This is a genomic window from Candidatus Gastranaerophilales bacterium (assembly GCA_028696075.1).
GTDB lineage: Bacteria > Cyanobacteriota > Vampirovibrionia > Gastranaerophilales > JAILCC01 > JAQVHS01.
Map to the genome: position 1 here is coordinate 24,275 of JAQVHS010000007.1, position 17,939 is coordinate 42,213.

Below are 17,939 nucleotides of genomic sequence, written 5' to 3' on the forward strand. Positions count from 1 at the left end.
TTTTGACTCTCACAGTATGTTACTCCCGAAGGTCGTAACATACCGAGTTCTACCCGCAAGGGGTATCCTGAGCTGTAGGCTTCGTGATACTCACCAACAGCTCAAGCGAGTCTCGTACGCTCCATTTGTACATTTTACGACTTATGTTTTTGACTCTCACAGTATGTTACTCCCGAAGGTCGTAACATACCGAGTTCTACCCGCAAGGGGTATCCTGAGCTGTAGGCTTCGTGATACTCACCAACAGCTCAAGCGAGTCTCGTACGCTCCATTTTTGCATTTTACCTAGCCCCGTTTATGTATATAAAAAAAGTAATGTCATCCTGAACTTGTTTCAGGATCGCATTGTTGTACGCATTTATGATAAAATAAGCTAATTATGAAAAAAGATTCTTATGTTTACATATTGACTAATAAATATAATAAAGTCTTTTATATAGGTGTTACTTCTGATCTTGTAAAGCGTATTTGGGAACATAAAAATAAAGTAGCAGAAGGCGGCTTTTCTAAACAATATAATCTGAATAAGCTTATTTATTATGAAATTGCGGGTGATATTGAGAGTGCAATTGCAAGAGAAAAACAATTAAAAAGATGGCATAGACAGTGGAAAATAAATTTAATCAAAGATTTTAATTCAACATTTGAAGATTTATATGAAAAAATAATTTGATATAAACTAGGCACGACCATGCGATGCTGAAACAAGTTCAGCATGACGTGATAAGCTTTTGCTGCCAGAACTACATCCTCCAATTTTTTAAGGCTGCTAACCATGTCTCTCACACGGCATGTTACTCCCCCAAGGGATATTCTTAGCTGTAAAGCTCATGTGGCTTGTCAACAGCGGCGGTACGTCGCTTAAAATGCTTTATAATTTTACAGAAAGCCTGTTTGTATGATATTATTGAAAATGGGATAAAGAGAAAAAACAATTCGTTAGGAAGTAAAAAGATAAATGTTTAAAATTTTTATAAATAGTTTTCTGGGAAAAACACCGCAATGGTATAAAATTATAATATTAGCTTTTTTAATAATTAATCCTATAGTATTTTTCTTTGTCAGTCCGTTTTTAGCAGGTTGGATGTTATTATTAGAGTTTATTTTCACTTTAGCTTTGGCGTTAAAGTGTTATCCGATACCATCAGGCGGACTTTTAGCGCTGGAAGCGGTAATTATAGGTCTTACTAACCCGGCAAGCGTATATCATGAAGTATCTGTGAATTTACCCACAATTTTGCTTCTAATATTTATGGTTGCGGGTATATATTATTTAAAAGACATAGTTTTCCTTGTATTTGCAAAACTTTTTACAACCGTTAAAAACAAGCAATTGTTATCTTTTACATTTTGCTTTATATGCGCAGCTTTATCGGCGTTTCTTGATGCGTTGGCATTGATGGCAGTAATTATTGCTGTTTGTTTTAATTTCTTTGCTATATACCACAGCGTTGCAGGTGAGTATTCCAAGATAGAAGACTCTCATAAAGAAATGGAAGAATTTAAAGGATTTTTGCGTAATATAATCATGCACGGCGCTATAGGTACTGTTTTAGGCGGCACAATGACTATTGTAGGAGAGCCGCATAACATGATAATTGCAACAAAAATGGGCTGGTCTTTTGCAGACTTTTTTCATCACTGCTCTGTTATATCTGTACCTGTTGCTATTGTAGGTTTTATGTTATGTCCGATTTTAGAAACCGTAAAGTTCCCGGGGTTTGGCCACCAATTACCGCAAAAAGCTTATAATGCCATATCAAAAGAATTTGAATCGAAATTTATAAAAATGACCAAGCAGACTTTATTTACATATATACTTCAAGGAACGGTAGCTTTTTTACTTATCTTCGCGCTTGCATTTCATTTGGCTGAGGTCGGGCTTGTCGGTATTGCGCTTATTATAATTATGTCAGCATTTAAAGGCTTAACCAAAGAACATGATTTTGCGGAAGCTTTTAACAATGCCATGCCTTTTGTCTTATTGATTGCGATTTTCTTTGCTATTCTTGCCGTAGTTCACGACCAAAACCTTATAAAACCGCTTATTGGCTGGGTGTTTAATTTTAGCGGAACAATTCAACTGCTTGCATTGTATTTTATTAACGGGATGCTCTCTTTGGTCAGCGATAATGTTTTTATTGCGTCGGTATTTATTAACGGAATGGAAGGGGCTTATGAAGAAGGCTTATTTTCGTATGAACGGTATGAAAAGCTTGCAGTTGTGGTTAATATGGGTACGAATATACCGGCAATGGCTACTCCTAACGGTCATGCCGCACTTTTATTCCTCCTCACCTCTTCCATTGCTCCTTTGGTAGATTTATCTTATTGGCAAATGATAAAGCTTGCGTTACCTTACACTGTTATTTTGACGATTACCGGAGCAGTTTCTATTTACTTATTTATGTAAAAAAGTACACAAGGAGCAAGACATGAATGATTTTCCCGATACAACCAAACTTTTAGCGGTCGCCGTAAACGAGGACTATGGCGATTATGTCCTTGATGTAATGAGGAAAGCGGGAGTATCAGGCTGCACAAGGCTGCTGGGGGAAGTTCATGACGAAAAAGGAGAAAGCGTCTATTATGATTCGCAATGTATTTTATTGAGCATAATAAACTCTGACCCATGTAAAATTATTAATGCAATATCAAATACTGCATTGCAAGACCGTAGTCTTAAAATTACCGTATTGTTATTTAAGGTATTTACTTCAGACAGGAGCACAAAAATGGAACCGGAAATGAAATTAATCGTAACCATAGTTAACCGCATTCATACCGAAGAATTAATGTCAGTGGCACGCCAGGCAGGTGCGCAGGGAGGTACGATTATCGGAGCAAGAGGTACGGGAACAGAAGAGGATGCAATATTCTTTGGCGTCAGATTAGCGCCGGAAAAAGAAATGCTTCTTATATTAACGCCCGTTGAAGATGCACCTCAAATTATTGAAGCTATAAAAAGCCAGTCTGTTTTTAACGAACGTGGAAACGGAATTGTCTTTACATTAAATATTGAGCAGTCTTTTTCCTTCAACGATAAATAATAGTTAAGATAATTTTGTTGACAAAATTTTAATATTAGTTATATTCAATAAAAAGGCAAACATTATTTATCTGTTTACAAGAAGGGGGTAACTATTATGAAAAAAGTTTTAAACTTATTTTTAATTATTATGTTTACATTATTTTTAGGAGTTTTTATGGATAACAACGAAACACAGTCAAAGGCACTTTACCAAAAGCAACCTGAAGCAACCTCAGTCAGAGCTGCACATATACTCGTACCGTCATACGATGAAGCAATAAATGTCAAGCAGCAAATAGAAAGCGGCAAGATTACTTTTGCACAAGCAGCGGAAAAATACTCAAAATGCCCTTCGGGTAAAAACGGCGGTGATTTGGGATATTTCACAAGAGGTCAGATGGTGCCTGAATTTGACAAAGCATCATTTACATTGCCTGTAAATACAGTATCAGACCCTGTGAAGACACAATTTGGCTATCACCTTATAGAAGTTTTAGACAGAAAATAATTCAACTAGCCTTAAGCGTAGAGAGCATTGCCATTTATATTACCGGGCATATACGGATTATTGTAATAGTTGTTATCTCGTGCCATTTTTGCGGCAAGAACCGGATCTATTTGCGCTAAAGCAGCATAGATATTATTTGTATTCAAGTTATTTGCCCCATTTGCTGATGCTTGTTTTTTAACTTCTTTTTCCTGTTTTTCAGCCAACTCAGCTTTTTGGGTCGCTATGCTTTTACCCAAAATACAGCTCATGATTTTATCTCCGATCATGCAACCGCCAATACCTATGAGGAATGCAAACGGTAGTGCTACAGGTCCAAGTACTGCTGTAGCCAAAGCTATGGATAAGGAGAAGAATGCCACACTTGCAATACCTTTTATGCCTTCCTTAAGCGCTTCTACTACTCCGCCTTCTTTGTAGCCCTGATACATGCTAAATAATGTCACGCCTGCAATTAAGATTGGCCCGAGTTTTTTGCCTATAGTGCCAAATAATTTCGAGAAAAAGCCTGTTTTGGCAGCAGCTTGGCCCGTTTTTGCAACGGCTTGACCTGTTTTTGCAGCAGCCTGACCTGTTTTTGCAGCAGCCTGGGCTGTTTTTGCAGCAGCTTGAGCTGTTTTTGCAGCAGCTTTTCCTGCCACTCTGGCTGCCCGCATTGCTTGCTGTTTTGCTGCTTCCCTTGTAGTACCTTCGGCTACATTTTGCATAGCTTCTTTATACGCTGTTTTCATCGCAGATTTGGCAGCTGCCCTGACTTCGACTTGAGTTCCTGTAATTATTTTTGTCCCTCCAAGTCCGCTTTTTTTACCAACAAGCTTCTTCAAGCCACCTTTTATGGTTGCGAAGAACCCTGGATGTTGTACAGCCATTTTTTCTGCCGTTATGTTTTTATATGTATCTATCCAGTGAAAATCCTTTAGAGCTCCGGCTTTACGCGCATTATACAGTTCAAGCCCATAAGCTTTTGCCCAAGTTCCGTCAAGGAATGTAAAAACTTTGCCGCCGACATTAGTTAATGTACCGACTTGACTTGATATTGGTGGTGCTACTGCTGATACTGCTGACATGCCTACCCTTATACCTTATTTTTCCTTACCTAAATAAATAAAGTAAATCTCTCAGAAAAAATTGCTTCTTAAGTAAATAAATTTGCATTTAGCTGTAAAATAAGTAACATGTATAGTATGAAGAAATTAGTAATTACATTGGTTTTAATACTTATTTTGCAGCTGTCGTCATTCGCCGAAAATTTACCGCATGATTTTTTTGGAATAGATGAGCCTCCTGTTGAAAATCAGGACAATGAAAATACAGAAAATAACAAAATACCTACAGAAGAGCAAATTAACGAAGATATCCAAAACCCTGAAGTCACTTTAAAACATAAGAAAACAAAAACTAAGAAGCCTTCAAAAGAAGAAGAAATTGAAGAGTATAAAGTAAAGAATACTCAGCCTAAAGCTGACTATCACTACGAAGAAATATTCAAGAACCTTCAAAATGCCCAGGTTAAATTTATAGACCAGATTGACCCGGATGAATATTACGATGCACAAAAACTACACTTTTCGCCCTATCCGCTGTTGAGAGTTACAGAGAAAATGTATGTTGCAAATCAGACTATAGAGCAGGGATATTATCTTTTGACCCCTCGTGAATATGATAAAAAGAAAGTTGTTTTGTTTAAAGAAAGCGGAAAAGTCAAGAATGTAGTGCCTATTTTTGAGCATGAAATTATAAATAAAAAACTGGCTTATCAAAAACCTCCTAAAAAATGGTATCAGATTCGCGACAGATATGAGTTTCAAACCCAGTATTATGAAACAAAAGTATTAGCTTATGACCTCTACGGGGATTTTTTTGAGATAGACTTATATTATAGAGAAGGGCTTTATAAAATGATTTTTAAGAAACACCCTTACTAAAAAGAGGATGCAATGAGTACATTTATAGATACCCATGCTCATTTGGATTTTGATGAATTCAAAGACAGCATGCCTGATTTGATAGAAGAGCTGAAAAAAAACGGCATTAAAAAAGTTATTCTCCCCGGAGTTAATAAAGACAATTCCCGAAGGATTATAGAGCTGACAGAAAAATACGATATGTTTTACGGAGCATTGGGAGTACATCCTTCAGAAGCTAAAACATGGGATGGTACGAGCTATGAGTATTTTAAAAATCTTGCCCAACATGAAAAAATTGTTGCCGTAGGTGAAATCGGGCTTGATTACTACTGGGACAAAACATTTAATGATGTGCAGAAACATGTTTTCAGAGAACAAATAAGGCTTGCTAAAGAGCTTAAAAAACCTGTAATTGTCCACGACAGAGAAGCACATCTTGATACATTTAATATCTTAAAAGAAACCAATGCGGCTCAGGTCGGGGTTGTAATGCATTGCTTTTCGGGCAGCAGCGAATTTGCGCTGCAATGTGTAAAGGAAGGCTTTTATATTGCAATAGGAGGGCCGGTAACCTTCAAAAATGCGCTAAAACCTAAAGAGGTAGCGAAAAATATTGATATAAACTACTTATTGTTAGAAACCGACTCACCTTATTTAGCGCCGCATCCATACCGTGGAAGCGTTAATTCACCGATGTATATCCCTATTATTGCCTCTGTAATAGCTGAACTAAGAGGAATAAGCCTTGATGAGGTTGCAGAAACAACCACCCGAAACGCTAATAAACTATTTAACCTCGATAAAAAGTAGTTGACTATGTTTTATGCTTTTGATAATTTAATAACTGTGAAGGCAAATATGCCCCCATCGTCTAGAGGCCTAGGACATCACCCTTTCACGGTGGAGACGGGGATTCGAATTCCCCTGGGGGTAAATATTTTTTCCGACCGTAGTGGAAATTTTTCTAACTGTGTATTGTCGGGGTACCATTGAAAAAAGGAGCTGTTAAGGCTCTTTTTTTGTATAGGCGTCACAGAATATTTTGTTGGGTTAAAACCCAACCGACCTTCTACTTTTTTGTATTTTAAGTAGCTTGCTTCACCCCAATATGACATAAGACTTATAATTCTATTTTATATTATTTTCTACCGGTTTAATCCTGTTTTTCTCTGCAGCATTTACAATGTTCATTCATATGAATTGCTATGGCAGGGATTAAGAATAAAAATACAGCGATAATTTTGATTATTCCGTATAAGAAAAAGACCATTTCTGCCGCTTGTTCGGGTTTTATAAAATAATATTTTTCAAACATAGCAAAGAAGAAATCAGAATTAAAAGAGTAAAGTAAATTGGAAATAATAAGCAACAATATTGCCAGTAAAAATGATTTAAAAAGAATATTTCTTACCTGAAGCATAACAAAACCTCCATAAATTAACCGTCTAATTATAGCATACGAAGTTCATTTATGGTTTAGCCTCTTTCGATAAATGTGGTTAATAATTCGCCGTAGCTATCAAATGTGCCGTCTGTTTTTTCAATAAGATAAGTTAGATCAAGGTTCTCTTGTTTAGCTTTTTTAGCTTGCTCCCGAGCCTCTTCAAGGTCGGAAAATTCACCCAATAAATCAGGAGCAAAAGCACCTTTTGTTTCGACATATACTTGATACATATTAAATTACCCGCTTGTGTTAGTTACTAATCAATCATAATTTTATTCTGAAATATTTTCAAGTACCAATTCGTTTTTGTTAATACTTTTATCAATAATAAAACCAAATGTATTACAACCGTCAAGGGTACTTTCTGCAAATATGTGTCCGTTATGGGATTGAATAATTTTACGTGTAAGATATAAACCCAATCCGGAGCTTATTTTATTAAATACTGAGGTTTTTGATACATACTTATCAAAAATAGTGTTTAATTGTTCTTGAGGTATATGCTCTCCTTGGTTTACTATTTTAAGCGCTATTTCCTTGTTTTTATTTTCCAGAAGAATTTTAATTTTGGTTTCCTCTTTGCCATGGTTAATAGTGTTTGATAATAAGTTTGAGATAACTCTTTTTAACTGTAATTTATCCGCCCAAATATTTGCTTCTTCGGGCTGTTTAATCATTATACCCTGTTTCCTTTCGTTAGCAAGACACGTAAGCTCGTTGTATACTTCCTCTACCAGTTCCGCTAAATTAAATTCTTCAATATTAAGCACTATGTTACCGTCTTCGTACCTGTATGAATCTAAAATAGTCATAATCATACTGAGCATGTATTTGCATGAATTGAGCAATTGTTGAATGATTTCTGTTTGTTTAGGGGTAACATTCCCAAAGCTTCCTTTGCTAAATAACTCTAAAGCTCTTATTTGGGCGAGGGTAGGATTTTTCAAATCATGAGTTAATGTTGCAACAAAAGTATTCTTTTGTTCTTCTATTTTTTTCTCATCGTCTATATTTTTTAGGAATACCGCAATTTTATCAACGTCTCCGTCTTGATTAAAAATCGGTATTTTAACAATCTGATACCATACTTTTATATCTTTTGAAATTGGCAGCTGCTTTGTAAGTATTAATCCTTTTTTAGTTTCTATAACTTCTCTGTCTTCCCTCAATATTGCATCCATATCCTGCAGTGAATAAAACGCTGCAGGGAAATTATCCGGATCAATAACATTGCAGCCCATTGTTTCCTTAAAGTTCTGATTAACGCATATATAATTACCTTGCAAATCTTTGAGAATAGCAATAATAGGCAGGTTATCCAGAATACTTTCTAACTCTTTTTGTTTTGTTTCAAGCTCCAGACGAAAAGTTTCCTGCCGTGAAATATTTCTGATTACACTGATAATTCCGGTAACTTTTTTATTTTTTATAATGGGAGCTGACACTACATCATGTGTAACACCTAAGTCTGATTTGAATTTATACCTTACTGTTTCTGATTTTTTTATTACCCTTTTGTCATATTTACGTATAAGAAGCGCAAGATTTTTAGAAAAAAGCTCAAAATCATTTTTACCGACTAATTTTTTGTTTTCTTCTTCCGTAAAACCAAGTAAATTAAGAAAAGTAGAGTTATAAAATATAATATTAAAATTTTTATCCTTATAAAGAAATATATCTGTACTGTACTTGGTAATATTATCAATAACCTGTTTTTGGTTTTCCGTCTTTATTGACAGCTTCATTAAGAGATAATCTTTTTGGATTAAAGTCAAAGTAAGGTAACCTGCCAATAATATGATAAAAACACCCTCATATATCGGCGAAAATTGTACGGAAATAAAAACAGATAAAATCACCGCTAATAATATAAGATATAGCAATATTCTTTTATATATTACTCGTTTTCTTACTTTCATATTTTGTATTTTCAGCTAGTATTAAAATTTATTATACATTATCTTATAAAAAAAGATATAGAGAAATCGAATGCTGAGACTATGGAAAAGCGACAAATTATTTTATTTCAAAAACCGTAGCGCCATCTTTATTATCTTTAAGGGTTATACCGATAGCATTAAGTTCATCACGTATTTTATCAGATATTATCCAATTTTTTTCTTCCCTTGCAAGTTTTCTGATACCAATAATAAGGTTCATTAATTTTTCTGTTAAATCATTATCGATAGACTTAACTTCAGTAAGATTAAAGCCTAAAACATCAGATAAATAAACCAGAGTTGAAATATATTCAAACGCTTTTTCTTTATCGGTTTCTTTTTCTTTTTGAGCTAAATTAGCAAGCTCAAAAAATACGGAAAGCGCCTTTGATGTATTAAAATCACTATCCATTGCTTCTATAAACTGTTGTATATGTTTATTATCAGCTGACGGCGGTGAAAATTCCTTTATATTAAGCGCTGTTTTCAAGTCATTAACTGCATTTTTCAATCTTTGAATGCCGGCCTTTGCCGATTCTAAAGATTCCTGAGAAAATTCAACGGGCTGTCTGTAGTGATTTGTTAATATGAATAACTTAATTGTGTTAGCGTCGTAAGATTCAAGAAGTTTATTTATCGATGTAAAATTCCCCAATGATTTTGACATCTTTTCATTATTTATAGTTACAAAACCGTTGTGCAGCCAGTATCTTGCGAAAGGCTTTCCACAAGCACATTCAGACTGTGCGATTTCATTTTCGTGATGGGGGAACAATAAATCAGCCCCGCCCGCATGGATATCGATAGTATTCCCAAGATATCCCTTTGCCATAGCTGAACACTCTATATGCCAACCCGGACGACCTTTACCGTATGGGCTGTCCCAAGAAATTTCATCTTCATCCTTTGCTTTTTTCCACATTGCAAAATCAAGTGCGTTCTCCTTAATGCCTGATGCTTCTACTCTTGCGCCTGCCTCTAAATCTTTAATATTTTGCCCGGAAAGATTACCGTATTTAGGGAATTTATCTACTTTAAAGTAAACATCGCCTTCTTTTTCATAAGCAACCCCTTTTTCTACCAGGATATTAATTATCTCAAGCATTGCGTCTATGTTTTCCGTAGCTTTAGGTTCTATGGTAGGTTCAAGAAGGTTCAGCGCCTTCATGCTTTTATGAAATTCTTTTGTAAATTCTTCTGCAATTGCTTTAGGCGTGGTATTTTGGGATTTTGCCTTGTTAATTATTTTGTCATCAACGTCTGTAATATTTCTTGCGTATGTAACATCATAGCCCCTGAACTTCAAGTATCTGAACACAACATCCCATGTAATGTAACATCTGGCATGCCCGAGGTGCGGCAAATCGTACACGGTAGGACCGCAAACGTACATTGTAATTTTATTTTCCTCTAAGGGGATTAAATCTTCTAACTGCCGGGAATACGAGTTAAATACTTTCATTTTTTACCTTAATTAATCTGACTGCTTTTTCAATTTTAACATAAAAAATCCGGGGATAATGCCCGGATGGTTAAGTTGGATAGAATGCTTTTTAAATTCTTTTATGCGAAGAAGTTTACAGACTTAGTTTCTGTTTCTTCATCTTCGTTATCAAGTTTTATTATTTTTGTATAAGCAAAAGGATTTCCGCCTTTTCTGTCTTTTTCAAGAGAGAAGGCATTTTGAGTGGTAGTTGGTGATTTAAGAGCAAAAGCTGTTTCCACATCTGATTTTTTAACTACATTATCTGCAGGTATAAAAATCTTGCCGTCTACAATTTTATGAGTTTGCATAAATTGAGTGATTGCCAAAGATTTCAATGCTTCAATATTTTGAAGCGCCTGAGGGGATAGTTGAACATTAAAATCAGCTTTTGCCTGAGCAACTTTTTGAGTTACATCAATTTGAGCGCCTTTTTCATAAACATTAATTTGGGTTTGTTGCTCAAGAGGAGTAATTTGGGTGTTTACCTGAGGGGCAACAGTTGTTTGCTGCGTAGTTTGCACCTGAGGATTTACTTGAATTTTTGATTCTCCGAAGATTTCTCTTGATACACTTTCAAGCTCAGCCCCTGTGACGATACCTGTGTAGGTAGTTCCTATATTGGTGTTAATGTTTGAAAAATTAACTGACATTTCAACCCCTGATTTTTCGACCGTAATATTGTATTCGGCTATTTTGGGGAAAACTTTAGCTTTTTTAAAAGAATATTTACAATAGTTTACAATACGGCAAAAATCATTCGTTCATTTTAAATTACCCGAAGAAATTGTTTTGAAGGTTTTTAAAAAAATTATTCTTATAATATAAATATAATGCCATCAGGTAATGAGATATTTTATATTTAATCATATATTTGTAACATATTAAGACTTGGAGAAATTAACTATGGAATTGCTATTAAAATGGGTTTTGTATGCCTTAGCTTTGTTACTTATTGCCTGGATTGTTCCGGGAATTAGTATTGCGGGTTTTAGCACGGCGCTTTTAGCTGCAGTGGTTATAGGCCTTATAAATGCTGTTATAAAACCTTTGTTGATTTTGTTAACTTTACCTATCAATATTTTAACGTTGGGACTGTTTACACTTGTAGTTAACGCTCTTATGATGCTTTTAGCAGCCAAATTAGTTCCGGGGTTTCAAATTGTGGGATTTTGGTCGGCGTTTCTCGGCGCATTAGTTTTCTCTGTTCTAAGCGTTATAATAAGCGGAGTGGATTAATTTTCAGCCCCTGAGCCGTTAACTTCAAATTTATCCTCTTATAACAACGTTTTTGACGTATTGCTTCATATTATTTTTAATGGTTATAAATTCGGCATCACTGTAAGTTGTTTCGTTTATAAAAGAAGGGTCTAGTGTAATATCAGGCAGGAATTTTTGCAAGTAATAGTTCGAAGCACCTTCTATCATTTCACCTATTTTCTCAAAATCATCAAATCCCAGTCGGGATTTTACAACGGTTGTTCTGAATTCTCCGTTGTCAGCCAGCTGCTTCACAAGTCCTATACTTCTTAAAATATTAACTTCATTAACTTTGGTATTGGTAATCAAGCTGTATTTTTCAATAGGAGCCTTGATGTCCATTGCTATATAGTCTATAAATTGCTGCTCAAGAAGTTTTTCCGCCATATTGGGGTTTGTACCGTTTGTATCAAGTTTTACGGCAAAGCCCATTTCTTTTACCTTCTTTACAAAAGCCGGCAAATCCTTCTGCAAAGTCGGTTCACCGCCTGAAATTACAACTCCGTCTATTTTGTTTACCCTTGATTTCAAAAACTCTAATATTTCTTTTTCGTTTTTCAGCTCAAGTTTATTTGGCTGTACAAGCGCAGGGTTATGACAGTAGCCGCATCTAAAATTGCAGCCTTGTGTAAACACTACAGCTGCGATTTTAGACGGATAATCTATCAGAGATGATTTTTGAAGACCATTTATTTGCATTCCACTTTATAAGTCTTTCTCATTTTATATTCGCTCCTTTTACCTTCATTCCACTGGTTAACAGGTCTTATGTAGCCCACAACTCTTGAGAATACTTCACAATCATTGCCGCATTTAGGGCATTTAAAGTGTTCACCCGCAAGATACCCGTGTTCATGGCAGCTGCTGAAAGTCGGTGAGAAGGTAAAATATGGCAGCGCATAATTTTCACAAACTTTTTTAACAAGATTCTTCATTACGTTCAAGTCGTAAATTCTTTCTCCGCCAAAGATGTGAACTACAGTACCGCCTGTATATTTAGTTTGCAGCTCATCTTGTAAATCAAGTACTTCAAATATGTCATCAGAATAATTGATAGGCAGGTGAGTAGAGTTTGTATAGAACGGTTTTGCACTGAAGTTTTCGTATTCAAGGTCGTTTGCACATTGAATTTTAGAGAAGAACTGCTTATCAAGTTTTGCAAGCCTGTATGAAGTGCCTTCCGCAGGAGTTGCTTCCAAATTATAGTTGTTATGGGTTTCTTTTTGGAATTGTTTAATTTTGTTTCTCATAAAATCCATAACTTTAAGAGCGAATTTCCTACCTTCGTTTGTCCCGATATCTTTGTTTAAGAAGTTAGTACAAGCTTCATTCATACCTACAAGCCCGATTGTAGAGAAGTGGTTTTTCCAAAATACTCCATAGCGTGCTTTTATGTCCTTTAAGTAGAATTTTGTGTATGGATAAAGATCTTTTTCTGTATATTCTTCAAGAATTTTTCTTTTGATTTCAAGACTTTCTTTTGCTATCTCCATTCTTTCACTTAAGAGTGCAAAGAACTCTCTTTCACTTTTTGCAAGATGCCCGATTCTCGGCATATTGATTGTAACAACGCCGATTGAACCTGTCAGAGGGTTGGAACCAAACAATCCGCCGCCCCTGTATTCAAGTTCTCTGTTGTCAATTCTCAATCTGCAGCACATAGAACGTGCATCTTCCGGGCTCATATCAGAATTAATGAAGTTTGAGAAGTATGGTATGCCGTATTTTGCAGACATTTCCCATAGTCCGTCAAGCTGCGGATTCTCCCAATCGAAATCTTTTGTAATATTGTAGGTAGGGATGGGAAAAGTAAATACCTGACCTGAATTATCGCCTTTCATCATTATTTCAAAATATGCTTTGTTTATAATATTCATTTCGTTCTGAAATTCGCTGTAAGTTTCTTCTTTAATTTCATCGCCGATAATTACAGCCTGATTTGCATAATAGCTTGGAACTTTTAAATCCATTGTTATATTCGTAAACGGGGTTTGGAAGCCTGTCCTTGTAGGTACGTTCAAGTTGAAAACAAACTCTTGCATAGCTTGTTTTACCTGCTCGTAATCCAGTCCGTCGTATTTAATGTACGGAGCCAAAAGCGTATCAAAGTTAGAGAAGGCTTGCGCGCCCGCAGACTCACCCTGCATTGTGTACAGGAAGTTCACAATTTGACCTAAAGCGGTTCTGAAATGCTTTGGCGGAGCGCATTTAACCTTACCGTCCACTCCGGTGAAACCTTCCGATAACAGGTCTTTTAAATCCCAGCCCACACAATAAACGCTTATCATGTTTAAATCATGGATATGAAGGTCTCCGTTTTGATGGGAATTCCTGATTGCCGGAGTGTAAATCTTATTAAGCCAGTAATTTTTACTTATGTTAGAAGAAATGTAGTTATTCAATCCTTGTATTGAATAGGTCATATTAGAGTTTTCGTTTACCTGCCAGTCAAGCCTTTGCAGATACTCGTCAACCATTTTTACATTAGCGACGCTTACAATGTTATTCAGGTTATAAACATTGTTTTCGTGCGCAGTTTCTATTTTTGAGTGATAGGGGTTTGTAAGAGGCAAGCCAGCCTTCACTCTTTCCTGCTCATTTGTTTTTACAGTTCTGTTCATAATGAATCTCCTTCTAAAATTCCGTGATTTTACATGTGAAAATAATGTTTGACGTTAATCAAACTTGCAGGAAAATCATTTTTGAAAAATTTTATACACAAAAAAACAACACTGACAGGTGTTGATTTCTTTATTGCAGCGATAAACTTCCCATAGCTAATCTCCTGTCTCGAGGTAGTTACGAAATAAGCATTCCGACTATAACGGCTGCGGACCAGTGAGGGGATTGCATGTCGGGCTTTAACCAAGCCCACGTCGACTTCAATTAAGCCTACGCTAAGCTCCGACTAAGCCTGCGTCAAACTTTAACTAAGTCTGCGCCAAGCTTCGACTAAGCCCAGCTCACCCTGCTTTCCTTAAATCGTTTTCCAATGCTATCTCAATTTTTTTTATTTGTCAAACTGCTTCATACATGAAATTTAGAAGAGTTACTTTTAGGGGTTTTCCACCGTATTTTTGTTTACATAAAATTAACAAAATCCATGCCTGAAAATGCTGCCAGATCTAAAATAACGGGGTTTTTAGGCGCAGTATAACTTATTAAACACCGAAGGCTTTGAAGTTGGATTGCAGCATGTTATTTATCATCAGCTGCTTGGGATTGGACTGTTGGGCAAAGGCAATTTTTTATCCTCTTCAACTTCTTCATTTGCATAATACCTGTGGTCTTGCAGACTTTCAAGAGATTTCATAACGCCCAGTCTGCCGGCTTCTTTTTCTAACTTCGCAAAATATGATGCGAGCAGATATGACATAAAGGTACAGCATAATCCCCAAGAAATTCCTGCTGCTGCTAACATAGCTTTTAAGGTGGGCGTCATAAAAGAGCTTGCTAATTTTTCAGGATTTTCTTTCAATAATATATAAGTTTTGACAGGGTCTGCTTGAATCTTATTAAATATTTTTGCGAATTCAGCCTTACCTTCACCTTTAGGGAAATTATTTATAACTTTTTCAAGCCTTTCAATAATACTTAATGCCGACTTTTTATTAAACTTGCCCAGTTCCAGCTTAGGCAGGTATCTTTGGACTAAAGCTTGAATTTCTTCAGAATTTAATTTTGCAAATTCTGCATCGCTCATTTTATTCACAGATGATTTGAGTTTGTTGAATATAGCCTGCGAAGAAAGCTCTATATCAGGAATTATCTTGTGTGCTTTTCTTACAAATTCTGCCAGCAGTTGTTTAGGTTCGTCTATTTGTTTCAGCTGAATTGTGGAAAGCATTTCATGTATAAAATGTTTGGCTGTTGCAGATAAGCTCTGTACATCATTTGATTGAATTTTGCCTATGGCTTCTCTTGCTGTTCTGATATAGCCGGTCACCGCCTCGTCCTGCCAGCCCGTTTTTGCTAAAAGTGATTCTATAGAGCCCACGAGTTTCAAGGCTTGTTCTTTATTAATATTTTCAAGATTTACCGATGAGAGTGTTTTTTCGACTTTTGCTTCAATAAGTCCTTTTAATTTATTAAACCCTGCTTCATCAAGGTTATCTACATATTTAACCAAGTCTGCCAGTTTTGATTTTGGATTTAAACCGTATAATTTGCTGATACTGTTTTTGCCTTGTTCCGCCAATTTTTTAAGCGCACCGACATTGATTTGTATATCGGGAACTTTCTCAAGCGGCAAAGCGTCTAATTTGTCAAGTATACGGAGCATTTGTTCCTGTGATAATCTGGTGGTGGCAGGGAAAAATCTTTTAATATCAGCGGGAAGCAGTTTTATTATATCATCCAGATCCATAAGTCTTTGCAATTTAAAGAACTCATAATGCCCGGAGTCTTCTATAATTTGTTTTAATACGGGTATTTTATTTTTCAAATCGGATGCTGATATTTTACCGCTTGTCTGTATTGCTCTAAGATCTAAAGCAGCGGTTATTTTTTGTAATATTTCAGGAACTGTTTGACGCTCTATATTTGCAGTTATATTATTTCCGACTTCTCTTAAGTGGCGTTTGAAAAGTTTGCTTTTCATCAGTTTACTTGAAGATGCCATCATATCAAAAGCTTTATCAGCAACTTTGCCGACACTCAACTTTCCTTTTGCAACAAGAATTCCGATAACTGCCAGCGGCGATAAAAATGCAGCGTAGCCTCCAATATAAATCAAAGGTTGAATCATCTGATTGGCTGCTTCCATTGTTTCTGAGTATTTTTGGGAGTTTTCATCAACTTTTTCAAATGTATTAAATACTTTCCTTTGTAAATTTCTTGCATTTTTCAGCTGTTTTTCGCTTATTTCTTGTTTCATGAGTTCTTTTTTGAGTTCTTTTTCCTCTTTTAGTCCTGTTTTTTTATATTCTTGATATCGGAAATAATGTTTAACGGAACGAGGCAAGAAGGAGATATGCTCAATAAAAGAATTAAACGCAGATTGTTTAGGCGCTTTTATATTTTTGACGGATTCAATCTCTTTTTCATCATAACTCAGATATTCCTGCGGATTATTCTTAAACTCTTCTCTTGCAACGAATCTGCCTGCTCTTGCTGCTGCTTTTTGCAGTTTCAACGCTGTCATAATACCTATAAACATGCTTATCACAGTGGTTGGAACGGCTAAAATAGCAAATCTGCCGGCAGGTGTTATGGAAAGTCTGCTCAAGACACTTTTTAACTTTGCCATCTTACTCCCCGTGCGAAGTTTTTCCCGTATGTTATTATTAAGTTTGCTGCTGAGATTTTTTAAAGCTGCTTTATATGCATCCGGGTCTTGTTTTTGCTTCATTGCATAGAATGTTACAAAATCTTTTACAATTTCATCGCTGCCTGTTGAAGATTTTATTAATTTTTTACTAACTGCTTTTGCGATACCCAGTTTACTTACAATAAATGATGATATAGCGCCTAAAACAGGACCGCCTAAAAGTGAGCTTGAGAGAATAACTTCTGCTGATGTTTCCATGTTTTCGGAGTATTCTTCCGCTTTATTGTTTACTTTTTTAACGATTCTGTGAATCACCTGTTGGTCAGACTTTGCTTGTTTTATTTCTTGTTCGGTTAATTCACGAGTTACGATTTTGGCATCGTCCGTGTCATTCTTCTTCCATTCATTATAACTTTTGCGGTCTTTTATAAGACCTGTCATATTTTTCCAAAAGCCTTTCCTGTCATCATCACCTTTGCGTTTTTGCCAGAAACTTCTTTTTTCAGAAGGGCGATTTTTGACGGCTTCTTTTGCTTTTGTTCTCTGCTCGGGGGTATAGTTCACGGAGTATTTAGGGTCTTCAATTTCTTTTCGTGCCTGATAACGAGCTATTCTTGAAGCATCGATTTGCAGCTTGGTTCCATATAATGTTGAACCTACAAACGCAGCTATAGGAACGGTTACAGCAAGGGTAACGGCTATAGGTCTCCATATTTTTAAAGGTTTAGAGATTTTTGCCCATTCTTTAGTATGTTTTTGCAGTGCAGCGGCATATTCTGGAGGAATATTAATATTCATTTTTTTTAATCTTTTAGGATTGAGGAGATCTCCTCTAGATAAATATTTTTTAGGGTTTGCTGCTTCAATGTTGCGGTATATATCAGAAGTATAATCTATTGAATTTGCCTTCAAAAACTCTTGCAGCTTTTTATTCAGCCTTCTTTCATTTTTATAGGTTATAAATCCTGCGCCGCCCAAGCCGACCGCTAAACCCGCAACATTAGCCAAAGCTTGTGCAGGCTGAGTAGCGGCTTCCATATCTTCTGATATATCTTCTGAGTGCTGATCCATTAATGTAACTACATCAATGACCCTGT

16 protein-coding genes and 1 tRNA gene are annotated in these 17,939 nt (G+C 35.9%); 8 read left to right on the top strand and 9 right to left on the bottom strand.

Annotated elements, in window-relative coordinates; translation table 11 throughout:
- Positions 1 to 379 precede the first annotated feature (379 nt).
- The 4 genes from PHX18_05805 (at position 380) to PHX18_05820 (ending at position 3,539) form a co-directional block, all read left to right on the top strand.
- Entirely contained in the window at positions 380 to 673 is a 294-nt protein-coding gene (locus tag PHX18_05805; protein MDD3594123.1) for a GIY-YIG nuclease family protein, read from the top strand.
- Between the two features lie 285 nt (positions 674 to 958).
- A complete protein-coding gene (locus PHX18_05810; GenBank protein ID MDD3594124.1) occupies positions 959 to 2,413 on the top strand; it encodes a hypothetical protein in 1,455 nt (484 codons plus the stop codon).
- Between the two features lie 22 nt (positions 2,414 to 2,435).
- A complete protein-coding gene (locus PHX18_05815; protein MDD3594125.1) occupies positions 2,436 to 3,050 on the top strand; it encodes a P-II family nitrogen regulator in 615 nt (204 codons plus the stop codon).
- A gap of 156 nt (positions 3,051 to 3,206) precedes the next feature.
- A complete protein-coding gene (locus tag PHX18_05820) occupies positions 3,207 to 3,539 on the top strand; it encodes a peptidylprolyl isomerase (GenBank protein MDD3594126.1) in 333 nt (110 codons plus the stop codon).
- 11 nt (positions 3,540 to 3,550) lie between these two features.
- Here PHX18_05820 and PHX18_05825 read toward each other — a convergent pair whose 3' ends face one another.
- Entirely contained in the window at positions 3,551 to 4,606 is a 1,056-nt protein-coding gene (locus PHX18_05825; GenBank protein MDD3594127.1) for a hypothetical protein, read from the bottom strand.
- 108 nt (positions 4,607 to 4,714) lie between these two features.
- On the opposite strand from PHX18_05825, the gene PHX18_05830 reads away from it, so the two are divergent.
- The 3 genes from PHX18_05830 to PHX18_05840 all read left to right on the top strand — a co-directional run bounded on the left by PHX18_05830 (position 4,715) and on the right by PHX18_05840 (position 6,379).
- The gene (locus PHX18_05830) at positions 4,715 to 5,464 is read left to right on the top strand and encodes a hypothetical protein (protein MDD3594128.1); all 750 of its coding nucleotides are present in this window, start codon (positions 4,715 to 4,717) and stop codon (positions 5,462 to 5,464) included.
- A 12-nt stretch (positions 5,465 to 5,476) separates the two neighbouring features.
- Positions 5,477 to 6,256, top strand: a complete 780-nt coding sequence (locus PHX18_05835) for a TatD family hydrolase (protein ID MDD3594129.1) — start codon at positions 5,477 to 5,479, stop codon at positions 6,254 to 6,256.
- Between the two features lie 50 nt (positions 6,257 to 6,306).
- A tRNA-Glu gene (locus PHX18_05840) sits at positions 6,307 to 6,379 on the top strand.
- A 220-nt stretch (positions 6,380 to 6,599) separates the two neighbouring features.
- Here the strand turns inward: PHX18_05840 and PHX18_05845 are convergent.
- The 5 genes from PHX18_05845 to PHX18_05865 all read right to left on the bottom strand — a co-directional run bounded on the left by PHX18_05845 (position 6,600) and on the right by PHX18_05865 (position 10,966).
- Positions 6,600 to 6,866, bottom strand: coding sequence for a hypothetical protein (locus PHX18_05845; protein MDD3594130.1), 267 nt, complete (start codon positions 6,864 to 6,866; stop codon positions 6,600 to 6,602).
- A gap of 56 nt (positions 6,867 to 6,922) precedes the next feature.
- On the bottom strand, positions 6,923 to 7,120 hold the full coding sequence (locus tag PHX18_05850) for a hypothetical protein (protein ID MDD3594131.1): 198 nt from the start codon (positions 7,118 to 7,120) through the stop codon (positions 6,923 to 6,925).
- Positions 7,121 to 7,162: 42 nt separating this feature from the next.
- Positions 7,163 to 8,809 (bottom strand): ATP-binding protein, encoded by a 1,647-nt coding sequence (locus tag PHX18_05855; protein MDD3594132.1) that lies wholly within the window; start codon positions 8,807 to 8,809, stop codon positions 7,163 to 7,165.
- 97 nt (positions 8,810 to 8,906) lie between these two features.
- The gene (gene cysS, locus PHX18_05860; protein MDD3594133.1) at positions 8,907 to 10,292 is read right to left on the bottom strand and encodes a cysteine--tRNA ligase; all 1,386 of its coding nucleotides are present in this window, start codon (positions 10,290 to 10,292) and stop codon (positions 8,907 to 8,909) included.
- A 101-nt stretch (positions 10,293 to 10,393) separates the two neighbouring features.
- The gene (locus PHX18_05865) at positions 10,394 to 10,966 is read right to left on the bottom strand and encodes a hypothetical protein (GenBank protein MDD3594134.1); all 573 of its coding nucleotides are present in this window, start codon (positions 10,964 to 10,966) and stop codon (positions 10,394 to 10,396) included.
- Between the two features lie 253 nt (positions 10,967 to 11,219).
- Here PHX18_05865 and PHX18_05870 point away from each other — a divergent pair, with 253 nt between their 5' ends.
- Positions 11,220 to 11,552 (top strand): phage holin family protein, encoded by a 333-nt coding sequence (locus PHX18_05870; protein MDD3594135.1) that lies wholly within the window; start codon positions 11,220 to 11,222, stop codon positions 11,550 to 11,552.
- Positions 11,553 to 11,582: 30 nt separating this feature from the next.
- On the opposite strand, the gene PHX18_05875 is transcribed toward PHX18_05870, so the two are convergent.
- From PHX18_05875 to PHX18_05885, 3 genes are all read right to left on the bottom strand, one after another.
- Positions 11,583 to 12,272: an anaerobic ribonucleoside-triphosphate reductase activating protein gene (locus PHX18_05875; GenBank protein MDD3594136.1), complete on the bottom strand. Its 690-nt coding sequence runs from the start codon at positions 12,270 to 12,272 to the stop codon at positions 11,583 to 11,585.
- Positions 12,263 to 14,194 carry a ribonucleoside triphosphate reductase gene (locus PHX18_05880; GenBank protein MDD3594137.1) on the bottom strand — a complete coding sequence of 644 codons (1,932 nt, stop codon included), beginning with the start codon at positions 14,192 to 14,194 and terminating at the stop codon, positions 12,263 to 12,265. The genes PHX18_05875 and PHX18_05880 overlap by 10 nt, the downstream gene beginning before the upstream one ends.
- Positions 14,195 to 14,781: 587 nt before the next feature.
- Positions 14,782 to 17,913 (bottom strand): hypothetical protein, encoded by a 3,132-nt coding sequence (locus PHX18_05885; protein MDD3594138.1) that lies wholly within the window; start codon positions 17,911 to 17,913, stop codon positions 14,782 to 14,784.
- Between the last annotated feature and the right edge of the window lie 26 nt (positions 17,914 to 17,939).